Raw genomic sequence first — 20,238 nt, forward strand, 5'->3', positions numbered from 1 at the left:
CGACCTGCCGCATGAGTGAATCCGTTCCCTTGCCGTTCGACGACCTGCGCCGCCTGACCGGGCCCAACCTGTACTTCGCTGGACCCGGCGCTGTGCTGGAGACAATGGTGGGTGCCCCGGTTCCAACCGCCCTGATCGAAGACTGGAAGCGGCGCATCGCCCGCGCGCGCGCTGCCCTGGGCTGGCCGGATGGCCCGGTGACGGTGCGGGAGCACGCCAGCGGCGCCAGCCTCGCCTTCGCCGCACCCGGCGACATGCTGTACACCGCCGCCGACGTGGACGAATGGGCGTGGCTGTCCGCCCTTGCCGCGGCCGGGAGGGGCATCGGCGAACCCGCGCTGCAGCCGGGCCATCCCTCGTTCGTCGACGAAGACGCGGACCTGCGCCTGCTGCGCGCCATCGCTGCGACCGAAAGCCTTCCGCGACTGCCCGCCCTGCAAGAAGCCGCACGCGCGCACGGCGTGCCGCTGCTGCTCGACGACGAGCACCTGTCCCTTGGCATGGGCAGCGGCAGCCGAACCTGGGACAACCCCGCCCTGCCGATGCCCGATGATGTGCCGTGGCAGGACCTGCACGCGATTCCCGTGGCGTTGGTCACCGGCTCCAACGGCAAGACCACCACCGTGCGCCTGCTCACCGCGATCGCCATCGCCCACGGCTGGCACACCGCCAACAGCTGCACCGACGGCCTCTATCTGGACGGCGCCCTGATCGAGGGGGGCGACTACTCCGGCCCCGGCGGCGCGCGCAGCCTGCTGCGCGATCGCCGCACCCAGGCTGCGATCCTGGAGACCGCGCGCGGCGGCCTGCTGCGCCGCGGCCTGGCGATCGAACGCGCCGACGTGGCCGTGGTCACCAATGTCAGCCCCGACCATTTCGGCGAATACGGCATCCACGACCTCGAGGGCCTGGCCGAGGTGAAGCTCACCGTGGCCCGCGCCATCGACGCCGATGGCATGCTCGCGCTCAACGCCGACAATGAACTACTGCGCCGGCATGCCGCCCGTCTTGAGGTGCCGCTGGCCTGGTTCTCCACCGACGACGACCATCCGCTGTTGCGGCAAGCGCGCGCCGAGGGTCGCCGCAGCTGCGGCGTGCGTGACGGCCACCTGTGCCTGTTCGACGGTACCCGCACCCACGATCTCGGCGCGATCGCCGACATGCCGCTGACCCTCGGCGGCCTGGCCGCGCACAACGTGCAGAACGGCGCCGCCGCCGCCCTCGCCGCCAGCGGGCTGGGCATCGCCCCGGCGACGATCGCGGCCGTGCTCGCCCGCTTCGGCCGCGACAACCGCGACAACCCCGGCCGCCTGCAGCGCTGGGTGCTCGGCGGCGGCGTGCAGGTCTACGTGGACTACGCGCACAATCCCGACGGCCTGGCCCAGTTTCTCGATCTGGTGCGCCAGGCTCACCACGACGGTGGCCGCCTGCACCTGCTGCTGGGCCAGGCCGGCGACCGCAGCGACGAGGCCATCGCCGACCTCGCTGCCACCGCCGCGTCGTTCCATCCCGACCACGTGGTGCTCAAGGACATGGAAGGCTATATGCGCGGACGCGAAAGCGGCGAGGTGGGCCGGGTGCTGCGCGCGGCGCTGGTGCGCCACGGCGTGGCCGACGCCGCCATCGAGGAATGCCGTGACGAAACCGAGGCCGTACGCGCGATCCTGTCCGCCGCCCGCCCCGGCGACAGCCTTGCCCTGCCGGTGCACGGCGTCGCCGCGCGCGAACGCGTCAACGCCCTGCTCGACCGCCTGCAGGCGCAGGCGTGGTCGGCCGGCGATCCCGTCGCCGGCGACTGATTACTCCACCGTCACCGACTTCGCCAGGTTGCGCGGCTTGTCCACGTCGGTGCCGCGGGCCAGGGCGGTGTGGTAGGCCAGCAGCTGCACGGGGATGGTGTGCACGATGGGACTGAGCACGCCCACGTGGCGCGGGGTGCGGATGACGTGCACGCCTTCGGACTCGCTGAAGTGGCTGTCCTGGTCGGTGAACACGAACAGTTCGCCGCCGCGCGCGCGCACTTCCTGCATGTTGGATTTCACTTTCTCCAGCAGCACGTCGTTCGGCGCGATCACCACCACCGGCATGTCCGCATCCACCAGTGCCAGCGGACCGTGCTTCAGCTCGCCGGCCGGATAGGCCTCGGCGTGGATGTAGGAGATTTCCTTCAGCTTGAGCGCGCCTTCCAGCGCGATCGGATAATGCAGGCCGCGGCCGAGGAACAACGCATCCGACTTCGGTGCGAAACGTTCCGCCCACGCAGCGATCTGCGGCTCCAGGTTCAACGCGTGCTGCACGCTGCCCGGCAGATGGCGTAGCTGCTCCAGGTAATCGGCTTCCTGCTCCGGCGTGACCTTGCCACGCAGCTTGCCCAGCACGACGGTCAACTGGAACAGCGCCGCCAGCTGGGTGGTGAAGGCCTTGGTGGACGCCACGCCGATCTCGGCGCCGGCACGCGTGTAGCAGACCAGCTCGCTGGCGCGCGGGATGGCGCTCTCCGGCACGTTGCAGATCGACAGCGTGTGCTCATGGCCCAGCGACTTGGCGTACTTCAGCGCCTCCATCGTGTCCAGCGTTTCGCCGGACTGGGAAATGGTGACGATCAGGTGCTTGGGGTTCGCGTACGCGGCGCGGTAGCGGTATTCGCTGGCGATCTCCACGTTGCACGGCACGCCGGCGATGGCTTCCAGCCAGTAGCGCGCGGTCATGCCGGCGTAGTAGCTGGTGCCGCAGGCGAGGATCTGCACGCCCTCGATGTCCTTCAGCGCCGCTTCGGCGTTGGCGCCGAACAGCGCGGGCGAGAAACCGCCATCGACCACGGCCTCGATGGTGTCGGCGATCGCGCGCGGTTGCTCGTGGATTTCCTTTTGCATGAAGTGGCGGTACGGGCCCAGCTCCAGCGAGGCCAGCGACACGTCGGAGACGTGCACGTCGCGCTGCACGGGCTGGTCCTTGCCGTCGAACACCTTGACCGACGCGCGCGTCACTTCGGCGGTATCGCCCTCCTCCAGGAAGATCACCCGGCGCGTGGCCTGGATGATCGCGGAGACGTCGGAGGCGATGAAGTTCTCGCCTTCGCCCACGCCGATCAACAGCGGGCAGCCCATGCGGGCGCAGACCATGCGGTCCGGCTCCTGGCGGCTCACCACGGCCAGCGCATAGGCGCCGGTCAGTTCCTTCACCGTGCGCTGCAGCGCCGCCAGCAGGTCGTCGCCGCCCTTCAGATGGTGGTGCATCAGATGCGCGATGACTTCGGTATCGGTCTGCGACTCGAACACGTAGCCGAGGGCGCGCAGCTTCTCGCGCTGTTCCTCGTGATTCTCGATGATGCCGTTGTGCACCAGCGCCACACCATGGCTGATGTGCGGATGCGCATTGGCCTCGGTGACGCCACCGTGGGTCGCCCAGCGCGTATGGCCGATACCCAGGCTCGCGTTGAAGCCCTCGGCAGCGGCGGCGCCCTCCATTTCGGCCACGCGCCCGGTGCGGCGCACGCGGCGCACGTCCTGCTGATCGACCACCGCGATCCCCGCGGAATCGTAGCCCCGGTATTCCAGCCGCTTCAGTCCTTCGATCAGTACCGGCACCACGTCGCGATCGGCGATCGCGCCCACAATTCCGCACATAGGCCTGCTTCTTCCTTCTGAGTGAAACGAGCGGACATTCTACGTGTCCGGTACTGGACAGGCCCTGTCCGGCGAGTGTCCGCGGACACCCGGACAGCCTTCAGCGCCGGACAACCCCCTTTTGAATCAATCATTTGCGTTTGGCACGCATCCTGCTGAGTACGGCAGGTCATTCCAAACAACGCATGCCGACGATGATTCGGGACACCTCCGCGCAAGACCGAGTGCTCAGTTCCACCCAGGCCCGCCCGGCCTGGCGCCGTTGGGTATGGCCCGCCGCGGGCGGCGCCCTGCTGCTGGCCGGCATCGTGTTCGCCGCGCGCGGCTGGCTGGCCGGCACCACGTCGGTCGACGGCGCCCGGCTGCGGGTCGCCGAAGTCACCCGGGGCGACCTGGTCCGCGACATCGCCGCCGATGGCCGCGTGATCGCCGCCAACAGCCCCACCCTGTACGCAGTGGCGGGCGGCGTGGTCACGTTGAAGGTGGTCGCCGGCGACAAGGTGACCCAGGGCCAGCCGCTGGCCGAGATCGACAGCCCGGAGCTGCGCAGCAAGCTGGCGCAGGAGCAGACCACGCTGGCCGGCCTGGAAGCCGAAGCCAGCCGCGCCACGCTGGATGCCAGCGTCACCCGTGCCAATGCGCAGAAGGCGCTGGACCAGGCCGGGATCGAGCGCCAGGCGGCCGAGCGCACCCTGCAGCGCTACCAGCGCGGATTCGAGGGCGGCGCGGTGCCGCAGGTCGACGTGCTGGAAGCGCAGGACAACCTGCGCAAGGCCGAGATCGCGCTGGCCCACGCGCGCAAGGACGCGGGCCTGCAGGGCCAGGGCGCGGGCCTGGATGCGCGCAACAAACAGCTGCTGGCCGAACGCCAGCGCGCGGTGGTGGCCGAAGTGCAGCGCCAGGTGGATGCGCTGACCCTGCGCGCACCGTTCGATGGTCAGGTCGGCCAGATCCAGGCCGTGCAACGCTCCAACGTGGCGATCAACGCGCCGGTGCTGAGCGTGGTCGACCTGTCGGTGTTCGAGGTCGAGATCAAGGTGCCGGAAAGCTTCGCCCGTGACCTCGCCATCGGCATGCCGGCCACGCTGACCAGCGCCGGCCAGCCCTACCCGGGCGAGATTTCCGCGGTGTCGCCGGAAGTGGTGAACGGCGAGGTCGTCACCCGCCTGCGCTTCTCCGACAAGCAGCCGCCCGGCCTGCGCCAGAACCAGCGCCTGTCCGCACGCATCCTGATGGAGACGCGCCGCAACGTGCTGATGGTCGAACGCGGCCCGTTCGTCGAACAGGGTGGCGGCCGCCAGGCCTACGTCATGGACGGCAGTTCCGCGGTGCGTCGCCCGGTGCAGCTGGGCGCCAGCAGCCTGAGCCACGTCGAAGTGCTGGGCGGCCTGCAGCCCGGCGACAAGGTGGTCGTCTCCGGCAGCGACCAGTTCGGCGACGCCGAGCGCGTCTCAATCAACTGATCCGCATCACCCGCCTTCCCCACGCGTCCTCCCCTGCGTCATTCACTCCGCACCCGACCCCGAATAAGGAACCCGCCATGCTTGAGATGCGCCAAGTCGCCAAGGTCTACCGCACCGAACAGGTGGAAACGCATGCGCTGCGTTCCCTCGACCTGCATGTCCGCGAGGGCGAGTTCGTCGCCGTCACCGGTCCGTCGGGTTCGGGCAAGACCACCTTCCTCAACATCGCCGGCCTGCTGGAGACCTTCACCGGCGGGCAGTTCCTGCTCGACGGCCAGGACGTCAGCCACCTGGGCGACGACGCGCGCTCGCGGCTGCGCAACCAGAAGATCGGCTTCATCTTCCAGGGCTTCAACCTGATCCCCGACCTCAACCTGTTCGACAACGTCGACGTGCCGCTGCGCTACCGCGGCATGCCCGCCGCCGAACGCAAGCAGCGCATCGAAGACGCGCTGGCGCGCGTCGGCCTGGGTTCGCGCATGAAGCATTACCCGGCCGAACTGTCGGGCGGACAGCAGCAGCGCACCGCGATCGCACGCGCCCTGGCCGGCAGCCCGCGCCTGCTGCTGGCGGACGAACCGACCGGCAACCTGGACTCGCAGATGGCCCGCGGCGTGATGGAGCTGCTGGAGGAGATCAACCGCCAGGGCACCACCATCATCATGGTCACGCACGATCCCGAACTCGCCGCACGCGCGCAGCGCAACGTGCACATCGTGGACGGCATGGCCACCGACCTGTCGGTGGAGCCCGCCCTGATCCGCGCGGCGCATGCCGCCGAAGCCAACGCCTCCGCGTAAGGCGGCCCCCCGGCCCACCGCAGACAGCATCCAGACGACCACATGGTGGGCCAGGGCCCACCCTACGGAGCCAAGCATGTTCGGCTACTACTTTTCCCTCGCGCTGCGCAGCTTCAAGCGCAACAAGGCGCTGACCTTCCTGATGGTGCTGGCGATCGCGCTGGGCATCGGCGCCAGTATGACCACGCTGACCGTGTTCTATGTGCTGTCCGGCGATCCCATCCCGCAGAAGAGCGACAAGCTGTTCTACCCCCGCATCGACCCGCGCTCGGCGAATGGCTTCACCCCCGGCGACGAGCCGGAGGACCAGTTCACCCGCTACGATGCCGAACGCATGCTGCGCGACAGGAAGGGCGACCGGCAGGCCTTCATGACCGGTGGCGCTTCTTCGATCGAGGCCGAAGACGGCAGGATCGAACCCTTCCGCATCGATTCGCGCTACACCACGGCCGATTTCTTCCCGATGTTCGATGTGCCGTTCCGCTACGGCAACGGCTGGTCGGCGGCGGATGACGAATCGCGTGCACGCGTCGCCGTCATCTCCAAGGCGCTGAACGAAAAGCTGTTCGGCGGCGCCAACAGCGTGGGCCGCGAGATCAAGGCCTCCGGCGCGACGTTCCGCGTGATTGGCGTGCTGGACGAGTGGCGGCCGGCTCCCAAGTTCTACGACATGACCCAGGACCGCTTCACCGAGGTGGAGCAGCTCTTCGTGCCGTTCTGGACGTCGCGCGCGCTGAAGATGGGCACCCAGGGCAACATGAACTGCTGGGGCGACTCCAGTGCGGAAGAAGAGGGCTCGCAGGGTCCGAATGCGCCGTGCTCGTGGCTGCAGTACTGGGTCGAGCTGGGCACGCCTGAGAAGGTCGAGGCCTACAAGCAGTACCTGAAGAACTATTCCGACCAGCAGCGTGCAGCGGGCCGTTTCGAGCGCCCGACCAACGTGGACCTGCACAACGTCATGCAGTGGCTGGACAAGCAGGGCGCGGTGCCCAGCGACGTCCGCCTGCAGGTATGGCTGGCGTTCGGCTTCCTGGCGGTCTGCCTGCTCAACACCGTGGGACTGCTGCTGGCGAAGTTCCTGGGCCGCGCGTCGCAGATCGGCGTGCGGCGCGCCCTGGGTGCGACGCGCAAGGCCATCTTCGCGCAGTGCCTGGTGGAAGCGGGCACGGTCGGCCTGGTCGGCGGCGTGCTCGGCCTGGTGCTGGCCTGGCTGGGCTTGCTGGCCGTTCGCCAGCAGCCCGCCGGCTATGCCGACCTCGCGCACATGGATCTGAAGATGCTGCTGGCCACCTTCGCGCTGGCGATCGTCGCCAGTCTGCTCGCCGGCATGCTGCCCGCGTGGCGCGCCATGCAGGTGACGCCCGCGATCCAGCTCAAGAGCCAGTGACCCATCCATCCAAGAGGCACGTCATGGACATCCGCCCCATTCTCTCCACCCTGGCCCGCCACAAGACGGCCGCCGCGCTGATCGTGCTGGAAGTGGCGCTGTCGTGCGCCATCATCTGCAACGCGGTCTTCCTCATCACCCAGCGCCTGGAGCGCATCGACCGCCCCACCGGCATGGCGAACGAGGAGATCGTGCGCATCAGCATGGGCAACCTCGGCGACAACCCCGAGGCCGACGCGCTGGTGAAGCAGGACGTCGCCAGCCTGCGTGCGCTGCCGGGCGTGAAGGCCGCAGGCAGCATCAACCACGTGCCGTTCGACAACTCGTCGTGGAACAGCTCCATCCAGCTCGCTCCCGAGCAGGAACGTCCCAGCGCGCAGGCCAACATCTACCTGGGCGACGCCGTGGTGGAAACGCTGGGCCTGAAGCTGGCTGAAGGTCGCGACTTCAACCCGGACGAGTATTCCAACTGGACCGAGATGAACAAGCAGAACGCCCGGGGGAACCTGCCCGCGGTGATCCTGAGCCGCGATTTGGCGGAGAAGCTGTTCCCGGGCGAGAGCGCCATCGGCAAGAACATCTATTCGTGGAATGCCGACAACACGCCGCACCGTGTGGTCGGCGTGGTCGATCGGTTGATCCGCACCAACGACAACGGTGGTCCTGCCGAAGCCGGTTACACGATGATCCTGCCGGCCAGGGATCTCACCATGGGCACCTTCGTCCTGCGCACCGCACCGGAGCGTCGCACGGAGGTGCTGAAGGCGGCGCTGGCGACACTGGAGAAGAACAGCGCCCGTCGGCTCGTGCTTCGCGACGGCACGTTCGAGGACATCAAGCAAAACTACTATCGCGGCGACCGCGCGATGGCCTGGCTGCTGCTGACCGTGATCGTCTCGCTGCTGGTCGTCACCGCGCTGGGCATCGTGGGCCTGGCCAGCTTCTGGGTACAGCAGCGCACCAAGCAGATCGGCATCCGTCGTGCGCTGGGCGCGACCAAGGGCCAGATCCTGCGCTACTTCCAGACCGAGAACTTCCTGCTGGCCACGCTGGGTATCGTCATCGGCATGATCCTGGCCTACGGCATCAACCAGATGCTGATGGGCAAGTACGAACGGCCGCGCCTGCCGCTGCTCTACTTGCCGATCGGGGCCGTGCTGCTGTGGCTGCTGGGCCAGGCGGCCGTGTACGGTCCGGCCCGTAAGGCCGCCTCGGTGCCGCCGGCGGTCGCCACCCGCACCGCCTGAGCCTTGCGCTCCCTGCCGCGCACGCCCCGCCGGCGTGCGCGGCCCCTCGGGGTTTCCATGTCTTCCTTCCTGCTGCTGGGACGCCACCATGCGGGCATCGGGTGGATCGCGCTGCAACTGGCGATCGGCGTGGTGCTGTGCCTGCAGGCGTGGCAGGCGCTCGTCGGGCTGCATGTTGCGCGTACCACACCCGACGGGATCGACGACACCGGCCTGCTGCTGGTGCCGTGGATGCAGATGGCGCCGGCATCGGATCCGGGCGTGGCCGATGTGCTTGGCCGGTTGCGCAACGTCCCGGGCGTGCTGTCGGCCACCGCGGCCAACCAGGCGCCATATGACGCCACCGCGTGGAGCGTGCAGGTCTGGACCGCGACGCATCCCGCAACGAAGCACGTCGTGTCGGTCTTCCTCGGCGACGAGGACTTCGCCTCCACACTCGGCATGGCGACGTCCGCAGGGCGACATTTCATGACAGATGAATTCCGCGACTACCGTGGCGACCAGACCGATCTGCAGGCGGGCACCCAATCTGTCCTCGTGTCCTCGGCTCTGGCCTCCCGGCTCTACGGCAGATCGGATCCGCTTGGGCGCCCCTTGCTGATGGCCCCGGGCGCGCGGCTGCGCGTGGTCGGTGTGTTCGAGCGCCTGCCTCCACCGGCGGGCGCCCGCGATACGGGTGACCTGGCCGTGGTGCTGCCGGTGCGGATGTCGCGGGCAGCAGACGCCCGATTCATCGTCCGCCATGCAGCCGATCCGGAGAGCGTCGCAACGCGCATCCGGGCCGCGCTGGCGGCAGCGCATCCCTCCGTCGTGGTGGCCCATCCCGTGGACATGGCCGCGCTGCGCGAAGCGTCCCTGCATGCGCCGCGATCCCGCGCATGGTGGTGGTCGGGCGCCTGCATCGCATGGTGGCTCTCGACACTGGGCCTGCTGATGCTAGGCGGACAGCGCTGGGTGCAGGAACATGCACGGGAATTCAGCCTGCGCCGCGCGGCTGGCGCCACCGGCCGCCAACTCGCGCGACGGTTGCGTCTCGAGTACCTCGGCCTGGCCTGCGCGGCGGCGTCGGTCGGGCTGGCGGGTGGACAATGGCTGTTGCCCCATCTTGTGCGCGGGTCTGCCCCGCCCTCGCACGGGGCCCTGGTGGCCGCTGCCGCGTGGGCGATGCTGGCCGTGCAGCTGGCCGCCGCATGGCCGGCCCATCTGGCCCGCCGCATTCCGCCGCACCTCGTGAGCCGCACCCCTTCGGTTAGGCTATAGCGCATGCCTACCATCCTCGTCATCGACGACAACCGCGCCGTCAGCACGGCGCTGGAAGTGCTGTTCTCCCTGCACGACATCGACACCCTGCACGCCGAATCGCCGGCGGCCGGACTGGCGCTGCTGCGCGAGCAGCCGGTGGACCTGGTCATCCAGGACATGAACTTCAGCGAGGACACCACCTCGGGCCTGGAGGGCGAGCAGCTGTTCGCCGACCTGCGCAACGAGTGGCCGGACATGCCGGTGATCCTGCTGACCGCGTGGACGCACCTGGAAGCCGCGGTGAACCTGGTGAAGGCCGGTGCCGCCGATTACGTTGCCAAGCCCTGGGACGACCGCAAGCTGCTGGCCACCGTCAACACGTTGCTGGAACTGACCGAAACGCGACGCGAACTCGACCGTCGGCGCAGCCGCGAACGCCGCAGCCGCCACCAGCTGGAGCAGAAGTACGACCTGCGCAACCTGGTCTTCGAGGACCCGGCCAGCGAACGCGTCGTCGCGCTCGCCTGCCAGGTGGCGCGCTCGGACCTGCCGGTGCTGATCACCGGGCCGAACGGCGCCGGCAAGGAGAAGATCGCCGAGATCATCCAGGCCAACTCCAGCGTGAAGCAGGGGCCGTTCGTGACCCTCAACTGCGGTGCGCTGCCGTCGGAACTGATCGAGGCCGAACTGTTCGGTGCGGACGCAGGTGCCTACACCGGCGCCAACAAGGCGCGCGAAGGCAAGTTCGAGGCGGCCGACGGCGGCACGCTGTTCCTCGACGAGATCGGCAACCTGCCGCTGACCGGCCAGATGAAACTGCTGCGCGTGCTGGAGACCGGCCGCTTCGAGCGCCTGGGCTCCAACCGCGAGCGCAAGGTCACCGTACGCGTGATCAGCGCCACCAACGCGGACCTGCCCGCGATGATCCGCGACGGCAGCTTCCGCGAAGACCTGTACTACCGCCTCAATGCCATCGAACTGGCATTGCCGCCGCTGGCCGAACGCCCGGGCGACATCCTGCCCCTGGCCGAGCGCTTCCGCCCCGACGACAAGCCGCTGGGCGAAAGCGCGCGCGCGGCGCTGCTGCGGCACGCGTGGCCGGGCAACGTGCGCGAACTGCGCAACGTCGTCCAGCGCGCCGGCCTGCTGGCGATGGGCGATCGCATCGAGGCCGGCGACCTCAACCTGCCGAAGCCCGCGCCGGTGCGCACGGCGATCGTCGCCGAACCGGAGCGCGCCGACATCGAGACGGCCCTGGCCCGCGCCGGCGGCGTCATCGCGCAGGCCGCCACCGAGCTCGGCATGAGCCGGCAGGCACTGTACCGGCGCATGGAACGCTTCGGCATCAAGGCCACATGATCCGCCGCTCGCTCGCCGGCCGCGTACTGTCCTGGCTGCTGCCGCTACTGGCGGTGGCGCTGGTGCTGCCGGTCGCCCTGTCGCATGCGCTGCAGGACGACGTGCTGGCTGTGCTGCTGTCGGCGATCATCGTGCTGCCGCTGGCGGCCTGGGCGATCCATCGCGGCCTGCGCAGCACACGATCGCTGTTCCGCGCGTTGTCCGGCAGCGTCAACAGCTACCGCGACGGCGAATACAACTTCGGCATCCACTGGCAGGGCAGCGACGAACTCGCCGAGCTCGTGCGTTCGCACGCCGCCCTGGGCGAAGTCCTGCGCGAGCAGCGGCAGACGCTGGTGCAACGCGAACTGCTGCTCGACACGATGGTGCAGAACACCCCCGTGGCGATGCTGCTGGTGGCGCCCGGGGGCGACGGCGTGCGGCGCGTCGTGTTCGCCAACGTCGCCGCACGCAAGCTGCTGCACGGCGGCTGGAAACTGGAAGGCCAGGACTACGACAGCCTGCTGTCCGCCTCGCCGGTGGAGATGCGCGAGGCGCTGGCCCGCAGCGGCGACAGCCTGTTCGCCATCGGAAGCGAGGAGGAAGACGGCGAGGAGCAGGTCTACCACCTGGCCCGCCGCAATTTCCGGCTCAACGGATGCCCGCACGAACTGCTGCTGCTGCGCTTGCTGACCAACGAACTGCGCCGGCAGGAAGTGATGACGTGGAAGAAGGTGATCCGCGTGATCAGCCACGAGCTCAACAACTCGCTGGCACCCGTGGCGTCGCTGGCGCACTCCGGCGCGGAACTCGTCCGGCGCGGCAAGCATGAGCGGCTGGAGGAGGTCTTCGGCACCATCGAGGATCGCGCACGCCATCTGGAAGGCTTCATCCGCGGCTATGCGCGTTTCGCCAAGCTGCCCCAACCGCAGCTGCAGACGGTGCGCTGGCGCGGCTTCCTGGAGGGACTGCGGCGCCAGATCGGCTTTGAGCTGGAGATGCGCGATGCCGACGTCGAAGGCCGCATCGATCTGGCGCAGATCGAGCAGGCGCTGCTGAACCTGCTGAAGAATGCGCACGAGTCAGGCACCTCCGCCGACGGCGTGTCCGTGCGCGTCAGCCGTCTGCCGGGCTGGGTGCGCATCGAGGTGATGGACCGCGGCACCGGCATGAACGACGCGGTACTGCAGAACGCGCTGGTGCCGTTCTATTCCACCAAGCGCAACGGCACCGGCCTGGGGCTGGCGCTGACACGCGAGATCATCGAAGCGCACGGCGGCCGCCTGTCGCTGCACAACCGCGATGGCGGCGGCCTGTGCGTGGCGATCCAGTTGCCGGACGCGCCGGCGGCGTAATGGCGGGCATCTAGTGTCCGCTACGTCGATGATTCCGTACCGTTGCGACCGTTGTACCTCCACCTCCTTTCACTCAGCCAGAGCGAAGGTTCGGTGGTGCTGCCGCAGCGTTCCTTGAGCAGCCTAATCCACATATCGCGACGTGCGACTGCGCCAGCGAACAGGCTCCCCTTGTGAATTAACAGCAGTTCCGCCCTCCGCACCTTCAACACGTCGACCGAGAGCAGGGCATGTGATACGCGCATCCAGAAGGCTTCTCGTCCAATCCTGTGCATTGCTCTGCACATCGCCGCGAATTCCCGCTTGATTGGCCGATCCAGGTAGCCGAGCGCAGCTCGCTCCAATCGCGACCGCGCAAGATCGGAAAGTGGACAGTGCACCAGCCATCGCCAGAGGTACTCCTTGAGATAGCCCGAACGGAAATGGATCGGGTCTGCAAGCAAGAAAGTGACCGCCGTCTCCAGCGCATGGGGATCATGCTGCCTGACGCGATTAAATACGGCGCATCCACCGGGATACATCAACGAGTCGAAGCGCTCATGAAACTCGCGACAGGCTTCCAGATGCTTATCGAGGGACGCCGGATCGGATGCCCGACGACCACGCGACGCGACATGGATCCGCTCGCTCAACCTGTTGAGCTCTTCCGAGTTCCTGAGGATGTGCTTGGAGCTGACCATGCCAATGCGACGGCTATTTCTTCATCGGCCGCTGCCAACCCTCGACCGTCATCTGGCGCGCGCGCGCGACCGTCAGCTTGTCGGCCGGCGCGTTCTTCGAGATCACCGAACCGGCGCCGATCGTCGCGCCATCGGCCAGCGTCACCGGCGCGACCAGGGACGAGTTCGAGCCGACGAACACGCGGTCGCCGATCGTCGTGGTGGACTTGTTCACGCCGTCGTAGTTGCAGGTGATGGTACCGGCGCCGATGTTGGTGCCCGTGCCGATGACGGCGTCACCGAGATACGTCAGATGGTTCGCCTTGCTGCCCGTACCGATGCGCGCGTTCTTCGTCTCGACGAAGTTGCCCACGTGCACGCCATCAGCGAGGACGGTGCCCGGGCGCAGCCGCGCATAGGGACCGATCAGCGCCGCGCCTTCGCTGACGACGCCCTCCAGGTCACAGTGCGCGCGTACCTGCGTGCCCGCGGCGAGGGTCACGTCCTTCAGGCGGGTGAACGGGCCGATGACCACGCCATCGCCCAGTTCCACCCTGCCTTCCAGCACCACGTCGACATCGATCTGCACGTCGCGACCGACGGTCACCGTGCCGCGCTGGTCGAAGCGCGCCGGGTCGACCAGGCGTGCGCCCTGCACGCACAGCGCACGCGCGGCGCGCAGCTGATAGGCGCGCTCGAGCTGCGAGAGCTGCCACGGATCGTTGGCGCCCTCGGCCTCGATGGGCTCGCCGACCAGCACCATTTCCGCCGGGGTGAATTCCTCGGCCGCCATCGCGAAGACGTCGGTCAGGTAGTACTCACCCTGCGCATTCGCGTTGGACAGGCGGGCCAGCCAGCCCTTCAGCGCGCTGCCATCGGCGGCGATGATGCCCGTGTTGATGGTGCGGATGCGGCGCTGCTCCTCGTCGGCGTCCTTGTGCTCGACGATGGCGGCCACGCGGCCAGCCTCATCGCGCACGATGCGTCCGTAACCGGAGGGATCGGCGGGTTCCGCGACCAGCACCGCCAAGCGGCCCGGCGCGTCCAGCAGGCGTTGCAGCGTCTCGCTGCGGGTCAGGGGAACATCGCCGTACAGCACAAGCACGCGTGCGCCGTCCGGCACGTCCGGCATCGCCTGCATGACGGCGTGGCCCGTGCCGAGCTGCTGCGCCTGATGCGCCCAGTGCAGGTCCGCCTGGTCGGCGAAGGCCGCTTGCACCTGGTCGCCGCCGTGGCCGTAGACCACGTGCACGCCCGCCGGCGACAGCGCGCGCGCCGCTTCGATCACGTGCGCCAGCATCGGCCGCCCGGCGATGGGCTGCAGCACCTTGGGCAGCGCGGACTTCATGCGCTTGCCCTCACCGGCGGCGAGGATGACGACGTGGAGTGGTTTCATGTGACGTGTCCTTGTGGCTGTGCGGCGTCGCGATGTCGTCGCATGGTAACAATTCCCCCTTCAACGCAGATCGTGCCCGCGAGGTGCCATCGGCCCTCACCCCGGCAGGTACCATGCACGCATGAACCCTTCCTCTCCACGCCAGCTGCTGTTCCGCCAAGGCGGCAGCTTCATCGCCATCGGCCTGGCACAGTTGCTGTTGGACTGGCTGGTCTTCGTCGGATTGACCGCGCTCGGTGTGCCGGCAGCGTCCGGCAACCTGGCCGGGCGCATCAGTGGCGCGCTGCTCGGCTTCTGGTTGAACGGGCGCGTGACGTTCGCGCGGTCGGGCGAGGTTCGACTGGGCTGGTGGCGTTTCGTGAAGTTCCTGCTGGTCTGGATACCGCTGACCGTCATCAGCACGCTGGCCGTCACCTGGGTCGCGGGGTCGCTGGGGCTGGCACACGCCTGGCTGGCCAAGCCCCTGGTGGAGGGTGCATTGGCCGTGGTCGCGTTCTTCCTGTGGCGGCACGTGGTCTACCGCTGATCGACCCCGTGTAGCGTGCGCCATGCGCACGATGCCTTGACTGGGTCGCGGTGCGCCAGGGGACGCCGAGCGCGAGGTTGGTATCGCCAGGTCGTGCGCATGGCGCACGCTACGAAACAAAAACGCCGGCACTGGGCCGGCGTTGTCGATGGTGCGGAAGCGATAGACCTCAGTGCTTGAGGTTCTTGCGCAGGCGCTCCAGCGCGCTGAGCTGGGCGATGCTCATGGCCAGCTGGGCCTGGGCTTCTTCCACGCTCATCTTCGGGTCCTTGTGGGACAGCACGCGCTCGGCTTCTTCCTTCGCCTTGCGCACCTGCGCCTCGTCGATGTCCGACGCGCGCACGGCGGTGTCGGCCAGCACGGTGACGACCTGCGGCTGCACTTCGAGGATGCCGCCGGAGATGGCGAAGTCCAGCTGCTCGCCGCTGGCCAGCGTCACCACCACCTTGCCCGGCTTCAGGCGGGTGATCAGCGGCGCATGCTTCGGCGCGATGCCCAGCTCGCCCAGTTCGCCGGTGGCGACGACCAGGGTGGCTTCACCGTGGAAGATCTCCTGCTCGGCGCTGACGATGTCGCAACGGATGGTGCTCATGGAACTCTCTTTGCCGTGTAGGGCGGGCCTTGGCCCGCCGCCGGTTGCCGCGAAGGTGGGCCAGGGCCCACCCTACGTGCTTACGCCTTCTCGGCGAGCTTCTTGGCCTTCTCGACCGCTTCTTCGATGCCGCCGACCATGTAGAACGCCTGCTCCGGCAGGTGGTCGTACTCGCCGTCGACGATCGCCTTGAAGCCGCGGATCGTGTCCTTCAGCGAGACGTATTTGCCCGGCGAGCCGGTGAACACTTCGGCCACGTGGAACGGCTGGCTGAAGAAGCGCTCGATCTTGCGCGCGCGGGACACGGCCTGCTTGTCCTCTTCGGACAGCTCGTCCATGCCGAGGATGGCGATGATGTCCTTCAGTTCCTTGTACTTCTGCAGGGTGGCCTGCACGCGGCGCGCGGTGTCGTAGTGCTCGTGGCCGATGACGTTCGGGTCCAGCTGGCGGCTGGTCGAGTCCAGCGGGTCCACGGCGGGGTAGATACCCAGCGACGCGATATTACGGCTCAGCACGACGGTCGCGTCCAAGTGGGCGAACGTGGTGGCCGGCGACGGGTCGGTCAGGTCGTCCGCGGGCACGTACACGGCTTGGATCGAGGTGATCGAACCGGTCTTGGTGGAGGTGATGCGCTCCTGCAGGACGCCCATTTCCTCGGCCAGCGTCGGCTGGTAGCCCACGGCCGACGGCATGCGGCCCAGCAGCGCCGACACTTCGGTACCGGCCAGCGTGTAGCGGTAGATGTTGTCAACGAACAGCAGCACGTCCTTGCCCTTGCCGGACGCGTCCTTCTCGTCGCGGAAGTACTCGGCCATGGTCAGGCCGGTCAGCGCGACGCGCAGGCGGTTGCCCGGCGGCTCGTTCATCTGGCCGTACACCATCGCCACCTTGTCGAGGACGTTGGAGTCCTTCATCTCGTGGTAGAAGTCGTTGCCCTCGCGGGTACGCTCGCCCACGCCGGCGAACACGGACAGACCCGAGTGCGCCTTGGCGATGTTGTTGATCAGTTCCATCATATTGACGGTCTTGCCCACGCCGGCGCCGCCGAACAGGCCGACCTTGCCGCCCTTGGCGAACGGGCACATCAGGTCGATGACCTTGATGCCGGTTTCCAGCAGGTCGGTGGCCGAGGACTGGTCTTCGTACGACGGGGCCGCACGGTGGATTTCCCAATGGTCGGAAGCCTGCACCGGACCGGCTTCGTCGATCGGGTTGCCCAGCACGTCCATGATGCGGCCCAGCGTGCCCGCACCGACCGGCACCGAGATGGCCTTGTCGGTGTTCACGGCCACCAGGTTGCGCTTCAGGCCGTCGGTGGAACCGAGGGCGATGGTGCGCACGACGCCGTCGCCGAGCTGCTGTTGCACTTCCAGCGTGATGTCGGTGTTCTGCACCTTCAGCGCGTCGTACACCTTCGGCACTTCGTGGCGCGGGAATTCGACGTCAACCACCGCACCGATGATCTGAACGATCTTGCCCTGACTCATTGCTGCATTCCTCTAGATGAATTCTTGTGACTACGCGCGTCAGACTGCCGCCGCGCCGCCGACGATTTCGGAGATTTCCTGGGTGATCGCCGCCTGGCGGGCCTTGTTGTAGACCAGCTGCAGGGTACCGATGAGCTTGCTGGCGTTGTCGCTGGCGGCCTTCATGGCCACCATGCGCGCCGCATGCTCGGACGCGATGTTCTCCAGCACGGCCTGATACACCAGCGACTCGATGTAACGCGTGATCACGTGGTCGAGCACGGTCGCGGCATCGGGTTCGTAGATGTAGTCCCAGTCGTGGCGGGCGACCTGCGTTTCAGCGGCGGGAAGCGGCAGCAGCTGGTCGAACGCGGCGCGCTGGGTCATGGTGTTGACGAAGTCGTTGTAGACGACGAACACGCGGTCCAGCTTGCCTTCGGTGTAGGCGTCCAGCATCACTTTGATCACGCCGATCAGCTGGTCCAGCTTGGGCGTGTCGCCCAGGTGGGACACGCTGGCCAGCATGTTGACCTTGACCCGGCGGAAGTACACCGAAGCCTTCTGGCCGATGGTGACCACGTCGACCTCGACGCCCTTCTCGTTCCACTGGCGGATCTCGCCCAGCATCTTGCGGAACAGGTTGTTGTTCAGGCCGCCGGCCAGGCCGCGGTCGGACGACACGATGATGAAGCCGACGCGCTTGACGTCCTTGCGATCCACCATGAAGGGATGCTGGTAATCGGTATTGGCCTGGGCCAGGTGGCCGATCACCTGCTTCATCGCGCGCGCGTACGGACGCGAGGTCTTCATGCGGTCCTGCGCCTTGCGGATCTTGGAGGCCGAGACCATCTCGAGCGCGCGCGTCACCTTGCGGGTGTTCTGCACGCTCTTGATCTTGGTTTTGATTTCGCGTCCGCCTGCCATGCTCTGCTCGCTTGATTCGTCTTCGTAGGGCGGGCCTGGCCCGCCGCCTTCACGAATGGTGGGCCGGGGCCCACCCTACGCTTACCAGGTACCGGTCTGCTTGAACTCGGCGATGCCCTTCTTGAAGGCGCCTTCGATCTCGTCGTTCCAGTTGCCGGTGCTGTTGATCGTGTCGACCAGCGCGCCCTGGGTGTTGGTGAAGTGCGCGTGCAGCGCTTCTTCGAACGCCAGGATCTTGCCGACCGGCACGTCGTCCAGGTAGCCCTCGTTGACGGCGTAGATGGACAGCGCCTGCAGGGCGATGGACATCGGCGCGTACTGCTTCTGCTTCATCAGCTCGGTGACGCGTTGGCCGCGCTCCAGCTGCTTGCGGGTGGCTTCGTCCAGGTCCGAGGCGAACTGCGCGAACGCGGCCAGCTCACGGTACTGGGCGAGCGAGATGCGGATGCCGCCCGACAGCTTCTTGATGATCTTGGTCTGGGCGGCGCCACCGACGCGCGACACCGAGATACCGGCGTTCACGGCCGGGCGGATGCCGGCGTTGAACAGGTCGGTTTCCAGGAAGATCTGGCCGTCGGTGATCGAGATCACGTTGGTCGGCACGAACGCGGACACGTCGCCGGCCTGCGTTTCGATGATCGGCAGCGCGGTCAGCGAACCGGTCTTGCCGGTGACCTTGCCTTCGGTGAACTTCTCAACATACTCCTCGGACACGCGGGCGGCGCGCTCGAGCAGGCGGGAGTGCAGGTAGAACACGTCGCCCGGGTAGGCTTCGCGGCCCGGCGGACGCTTCAGCAGCAGCGAGATCTGGCGGTAGGCCACGGCCTGCTTGGACAGGTCGTCGTACACGATCAGGGCGTCCTGGCCGCGGTCCATGAAGTACTCGCCCATGGTGCAGCCGGAGTAGGCACTGATGTACTGCATCGCGGCCGACTCGGAGGCGGTGGCGGCGACGACCACGGTGTGGGCCAGCGCGCCGTTCTCTTCCAGCTTGCGCACGATGTTGGCCACGGTCGAAGCCTTCTGGCCGATCGCGACGTACACGCACTTGATGCCGGTGCCCTTCTGGTTGATCACGGCGTCGATGGCCATCGCGGTCTTGCCGGTCTGGCGGTCGCCGATGATCAGCTCGCGCTGGCCGCGGCCGATCGGGATCATCGCGTCGACCGACTTGTAACCGGTCTGCACCGGCTGGTCGACCGACTTGCGCCAGATCACGCCCGGGGCCACGCGCTCCACCGGCGCGGTCAGCGAGGTGCCCAGCGGGCCCTTGCCGTCGATCGGCTCGCCCAGCGCGTTCACGACGCGGCCGAGCATCTCCGGACCGACCGGCACTTCCAGGATGCGGCCGGTGGTCTTGGCCACGTCGCCTTCGCGCAGGTGCTCGTAGTCGCCCAGGACCACGGCGCCGACCGAGTCGCGCTCCAGGTTCAGCGCCAGCGCGTAGGTGTTGTTCGGCAGCTCGATCATTTCGCCCTGCATGACGTCGGCCAGGCCGAAGATGCGCACGATGCCGTCGGACACGCTGGTGACCGTGCCTTCATTGCGCGACTCCGCGGCCAGCTTGACCTTCTCGATACGGGTCTTGATCAGGTCGCTGATTTCAGAGGGGTTGAGCGTGGTAGCCATGGGTAAGTCCTGTGTGCCGGCTCGCGCGCGGCGGTTCAATGGGAATTCAGTGCGTCAGCGCCGACTGCAGGCGCGCCAGCTTGCCTTTCAGCGAGCCGTCGATCACCACGCTGCCGGCATCGATCACGGCGCCGCCGATCAGCGAGGCGTCGATGGCCGTTTCGACCTCGACCTCGCGACCGAAGCGCTTCTTCAATGCCGCCTTGATCACGTCCAGCTCACCATCCGGCATCGCCGTGGCGGAGGTGACCTTCGCCTTCACGACGTGCTCGGCTTCGGCGCGCAGCTCCTCGAACAGGCCGGCGATTTCCGGCAGCTGCGGCAGGCGGCGCGCATCGGCGAGGATGCCGAGGAAGCGGGTGAACGCCTCGCTGGCGCCTTCCGGCGACAGCAGCGACACCGCATCGGCGGGCAGCAGCTGCGGATTGGGCAGCAGCGCGGCCACGCGCGGGTCCGCCGCGGCGTGCGCGGCGAAACCCAGCGCCTGCGACCAGGCGGCGAAGTTGCCTTCGTCGCGCGCCGTCGCGAAGGCGGCGCGGGCGTAGGGGCGGGCGACGGTCAGGGCCTGGCTCATCGATCAGCTCGTCC

At 67.9% G+C, this 20,238-nt stretch carries 17 protein-coding genes; 9 read left to right on the forward strand and 8 right to left on the reverse strand.

From position 1 onward, the window contains the following. Window positions 1–11: 11 nt before the first annotated feature. Window positions 12–1,799 (forward strand): Mur ligase family protein, encoded by a 1,788-nt coding sequence (locus CSC76_RS01380; RefSeq protein ID WP_162108267.1) that lies wholly within the window; start codon window positions 12–14, stop codon window positions 1,797–1,799. On the opposite strand, the gene glmS is transcribed toward CSC76_RS01380, so the two are convergent. Further along, window positions 1,800–3,626 carry a glutamine--fructose-6-phosphate transaminase (isomerizing) gene (gene glmS, locus CSC76_RS01385; protein WP_162108268.1) on the reverse strand — a complete coding sequence of 609 codons (1,827 nt, stop codon included), beginning with the start codon at window positions 3,624–3,626 and terminating at the stop codon, window positions 1,800–1,802. Window positions 3,627–3,820: 194 nt separating this feature from the next. Here glmS and CSC76_RS01390 point away from each other — a divergent pair, with 194 nt between their 5' ends. From CSC76_RS01390 to CSC76_RS01420, 7 genes are all read left to right on the forward strand, one after another. Further along, on the forward strand, window positions 3,821–5,089 hold the full coding sequence (locus tag CSC76_RS01390; protein WP_162108343.1) for an efflux RND transporter periplasmic adaptor subunit: 1,269 nt from the start codon (window positions 3,821–3,823) through the stop codon (window positions 5,087–5,089). Window positions 5,090–5,166: 77 nt separating this feature from the next. Continuing rightward, window positions 5,167–5,889 (forward strand): ABC transporter ATP-binding protein, encoded by a 723-nt coding sequence (locus tag CSC76_RS01395; RefSeq protein WP_093489866.1) that lies wholly within the window; start codon window positions 5,167–5,169, stop codon window positions 5,887–5,889. A 76-nt stretch (window positions 5,890–5,965) separates the two neighbouring features. After that, window positions 5,966–7,276: an ABC transporter permease gene (locus tag CSC76_RS01400; protein WP_162108269.1), complete on the forward strand. Its 1,311-nt coding sequence runs from the start codon at window positions 5,966–5,968 to the stop codon at window positions 7,274–7,276. Window positions 7,277–7,299: 23 nt separating this feature from the next. After that, the gene (locus tag CSC76_RS01405; protein WP_162108270.1) at window positions 7,300–8,523 is read left to right on the forward strand and encodes an ABC transporter permease; all 1,224 of its coding nucleotides are present in this window, start codon (window positions 7,300–7,302) and stop codon (window positions 8,521–8,523) included. A 57-nt stretch (window positions 8,524–8,580) separates the two neighbouring features. Further along, the gene (locus CSC76_RS01410) at window positions 8,581–9,783 is read left to right on the forward strand and encodes an ABC transporter permease (RefSeq protein WP_162108271.1); all 1,203 of its coding nucleotides are present in this window, start codon (window positions 8,581–8,583) and stop codon (window positions 9,781–9,783) included. Window positions 9,784–9,786: 3 nt separating this feature from the next. Beyond that, window positions 9,787–11,124: a sigma-54-dependent transcriptional regulator gene (locus CSC76_RS01415; RefSeq protein ID WP_162108272.1), complete on the forward strand. Its 1,338-nt coding sequence runs from the start codon at window positions 9,787–9,789 to the stop codon at window positions 11,122–11,124. Beyond that, window positions 11,121–12,458 carry a sensor histidine kinase gene (locus tag CSC76_RS01420; RefSeq protein ID WP_162108273.1) on the forward strand — a complete coding sequence of 446 codons (1,338 nt, stop codon included), beginning with the start codon at window positions 11,121–11,123 and terminating at the stop codon, window positions 12,456–12,458. Before CSC76_RS01415 ends, CSC76_RS01420 begins: the two co-directional genes overlap by 4 nt. A gap of 20 nt (window positions 12,459–12,478) precedes the next feature. Here CSC76_RS01420 and CSC76_RS01425 read toward each other — a convergent pair whose 3' ends face one another. Together CSC76_RS01425 and glmU are read right to left on the reverse strand one after the other, a co-directional pair. After that, window positions 12,479–13,138, reverse strand: a complete 660-nt coding sequence (locus CSC76_RS01425; RefSeq protein ID WP_162108274.1) for a hypothetical protein — start codon at window positions 13,136–13,138, stop codon at window positions 12,479–12,481. Window positions 13,139–13,151: 13 nt separating this feature from the next. After that, complete coding sequence (gene glmU, locus CSC76_RS01430; RefSeq protein WP_162108275.1) at window positions 13,152–14,513, reverse strand: bifunctional UDP-N-acetylglucosamine diphosphorylase/glucosamine-1-phosphate N-acetyltransferase GlmU; 1,362 nt, start codon at window positions 14,511–14,513, stop codon at window positions 13,152–13,154. A 121-nt stretch (window positions 14,514–14,634) separates the two neighbouring features. Here glmU and CSC76_RS01435 point away from each other — a divergent pair, with 121 nt between their 5' ends. Next, window positions 14,635–15,039 (forward strand): GtrA family protein, encoded by a 405-nt coding sequence (locus CSC76_RS01435; RefSeq protein ID WP_162108276.1) that lies wholly within the window; start codon window positions 14,635–14,637, stop codon window positions 15,037–15,039. A 169-nt stretch (window positions 15,040–15,208) separates the two neighbouring features. Here CSC76_RS01435 and CSC76_RS01440 read toward each other — a convergent pair whose 3' ends face one another. From CSC76_RS01440 to CSC76_RS01460, 5 genes are all read right to left on the reverse strand, one after another. Beyond that, window positions 15,209–15,631 (reverse strand): F0F1 ATP synthase subunit epsilon, encoded by a 423-nt coding sequence (locus CSC76_RS01440; protein ID WP_162108277.1) that lies wholly within the window; start codon window positions 15,629–15,631, stop codon window positions 15,209–15,211. Between the two features lie 80 nt (window positions 15,632–15,711). Continuing rightward, the gene (atpD, locus tag CSC76_RS01445; protein WP_162108278.1) at window positions 15,712–17,118 is read right to left on the reverse strand and encodes a F0F1 ATP synthase subunit beta; all 1,407 of its coding nucleotides are present in this window, start codon (window positions 17,116–17,118) and stop codon (window positions 15,712–15,714) included. A 39-nt stretch (window positions 17,119–17,157) separates the two neighbouring features. Beyond that, the gene (gene atpG / locus CSC76_RS01450; RefSeq protein ID WP_162108279.1) at window positions 17,158–18,021 is read right to left on the reverse strand and encodes a F0F1 ATP synthase subunit gamma; all 864 of its coding nucleotides are present in this window, start codon (window positions 18,019–18,021) and stop codon (window positions 17,158–17,160) included. A gap of 81 nt (window positions 18,022–18,102) precedes the next feature. Next, on the reverse strand, window positions 18,103–19,650 hold the full coding sequence (gene atpA, locus CSC76_RS01455) for a F0F1 ATP synthase subunit alpha (protein ID WP_162108280.1): 1,548 nt from the start codon (window positions 19,648–19,650) through the stop codon (window positions 18,103–18,105). Between the two features lie 46 nt (window positions 19,651–19,696). Beyond that, complete coding sequence (locus CSC76_RS01460) at window positions 19,697–20,224, reverse strand: F0F1 ATP synthase subunit delta (protein WP_162108281.1); 528 nt, start codon at window positions 20,222–20,224, stop codon at window positions 19,697–19,699. Window positions 20,225–20,238 lie beyond the last annotated feature (14 nt).

Source organism: Pseudoxanthomonas mexicana (assembly GCF_010093385.1).
GTDB lineage: Bacteria > Pseudomonadota > Gammaproteobacteria > Xanthomonadales > Xanthomonadaceae > Pseudoxanthomonas_A > Pseudoxanthomonas_A mexicana.